Genomic DNA, 2,215 nt, shown 5'->3' on the forward strand with positions numbered 1-2,215 from the left:
GGCTACAACTGTGGCTACAGCGATGCCCAACCTGCAGGGCAAAAACTAACGCTCGGCCAACCCGTACTTGCAGACTGTAATACTATTTATAATTACTTTAGCTACACGCCAGCGATAAAAGGCACCTACATAGTAAGTATTGATTACAGTGACTACGATAAGCCGAAAGTGACGATTACTAAGAAATAGCTGTTAGTTGGGAGCTGTCAGCTTTTAGTTGCCCGAGTGGGCTTATAGATTTGCGACAAGGACGTTAATATGAAATTGAGCCTTTGGATTAAGGGGTAGTACATTGGATAATTATATAGAGTACTGCTATCTAGAAAATGATAAGCCCAGGTTTGAACGAAGTAAGTTAACTGAATCAGACTCAAATGAGTGCTTAAAAAAATATAGAGTATTCTCAAGAAAACTTGAGATAGAAAATTTATTTGATGTTTTGATAGAGGAAGTTAAAACATTCAAATCATTGCTTACTATGGCTCAGCTCTCACAAGAGTTTTCACGTTTCTCTGAGGTACATGCTTATATAGAAAATCAAAAAGCCCGTACTAAATTAAATATCTCCTATCTAAACATTTTGAATACTGGAAAATTAGTTTTAGATCGGTTGTACATTGAACGTGATAAGTTTTCGATAATTAATGATATTGATCAATCATTATTACCTGAATTATTGATAGAAAGAGAGAAGATCTTTAAAGAGAATCAGTATTATGTTCTATGCTGTAATTTGAGAAATTTATGCCAACATAAAATGTTACCCGTAAATAGGCTAACTTTAAAATATCCATCTATAAGTAAACATGGAAATGGAGTAATAACAAAATTTCAGATTCCACTCGTATTATCGGTAATGGAAGAGAAAGAAAGGATAAAGTTGTTAAAGGGGTTAAACTCTGCATTTAAAGATGAGCTCTTAAATTCTGATTTAGTTGACCTCAACAGAGCGATAGATGGTTATTTTGAAGGGATTTTTGATTTAATGATTAAACTACGCACTTTGGTGGATAAGTCAGTAACTGAGGCTGAAGACTATTTTAGTAAGTTACTTGATCAAAATATAGACTTAAACATGAATCGACTCTTGGGCCCACCAGCATTAGTAGTTAACAATGAAAAGAAATTTCACTTGGATTTTGAGTGGTTCCGAGTGGCTCATTATTTAGAAGAGAAAAATAATTCTCACTTCAAAAGCAGTAATTTAATTAGAACGCAGTATTTGAGCAATGAACCTTAAAGCCCTTTCTTCACCACATACCTATACGGTGCTTCATCGGCGTCTGTAGCCACCAGCGTGTGATCCATAAACGTACAAAAACTTGGAATATCACGGGTGGTTGATGGGTCATCAGCGGTAATTAATAACGTTTCACCGTCGTTCATCTTACGAATTGCAGCGCGTATCATCATTACAGGTTCTGGGCAGCGTAGGCCCATGGCGTCTAATTGGTGATCGGGATTATCAAAGCTCATAAAAAGTTACCTGTAAAAATAGTCGCGGCTTGGTTAGGTCGGTTAGTTTAGCGCAATTAATCTGTTTGGTTAACTGTTTTGCATATAACGGGTAAGCGTAATACAGTAAAAAATAATCTGGTTTAAATTTAATACACCCGATCACATTATTCATATCAGCAATAAGCTGGTGGCATAAAAAAAGGCGAACTAACTTGCGCTAGTTCGCCTTTTTAATCACCAAGATGGTCTACATGTTTAAGTTAATACTTAGTCTTGAACACGTTCAAATACAGTCGCGATGCCTTGGCCTAAACCAATACACATAGTTGCTAGACCATATTTTGCATTTTTGTCTTCCATTAAGTGTATAAGCGAGGTGCTAATACGCGAACCTGAACAACCTAGAGGGTGACCAAGTGCGATTGCGCCGCCGTTTAAATTCACTTTTTCATCAACTACGTCTGCTAAACCTAAGTCTTTAAGTACAGGCAGTGATTGTGCTGCAAATGCTTCGTTAAGCTCTGCTACGTCAATGTCATCAATAGTAATACCAGCTTGTGCAAGTGCTTTTTTACTTGCTGGTACTGGGCCGTAGCCCATGATTGATGGATCGCAACCGGCAACAGCCATTGCTTTAACGCGTGCACGAATTGGTAAACCAAGCTCTTTTGCTTTTTCTTCGCTCATTACTAACATGGCTGATGCGCCATCAGAAAGAGCAGAAGATGTACCCGCAGTAACCGAGCCAGAGGCTGGG

General features: G+C 37.9%; 2 protein-coding genes and 2 pseudogenes. 2 read left to right on the forward strand and 2 right to left on the reverse strand.

From position 1 onward, the window contains the following. Both L650_RS0108300 and L650_RS0108305 read left to right on the forward strand, forming a co-directional pair. Nucleotides 1-189: pseudogene (locus tag L650_RS0108300) on the forward strand (hypothetical protein); the annotation flags it as partial. Nucleotides 190-292: 103 nt separating this feature from the next. After that, a complete protein-coding gene (locus L650_RS0108305) occupies nt 293-1,240 on the forward strand; it encodes a hypothetical protein (protein WP_029772819.1) in 948 nt (315 codons plus the stop codon). Here L650_RS0108305 and tusA read toward each other — a convergent pair. Next, on the reverse strand, nt 1,237-1,476 hold the full coding sequence (tusA, locus tag L650_RS0108310) for a sulfurtransferase TusA (protein WP_029772820.1): 240 nt from the start codon (nt 1,474-1,476) through the stop codon (nt 1,237-1,239). The two genes, L650_RS0108305 and tusA, sit on opposite strands and share 4 nt — an antisense overlap. Nucleotides 1,477-1,725: 249 nt before the next feature. Further along, nucleotides 1,726-2,215, reverse strand: a pseudogene (fadA, locus tag L650_RS0108320) (acetyl-CoA C-acyltransferase); the annotation flags it as partial.

This window comes from Pseudoalteromonas sp. TB51, assembly GCF_000498055.1.
Classification (GTDB): Bacteria; Pseudomonadota; Gammaproteobacteria; order Enterobacterales; family Alteromonadaceae; genus Pseudoalteromonas; species Pseudoalteromonas atlantica.

Bases quoted from the DNA above. Each gene is read 5' to 3' on its own strand.
- tusA (WP_029772820.1), bottom strand. From the start codon at position 1,476: ATGAGCTTTGATAATCCCGATCACCAATTAGACGCCATGGGCCTACGC.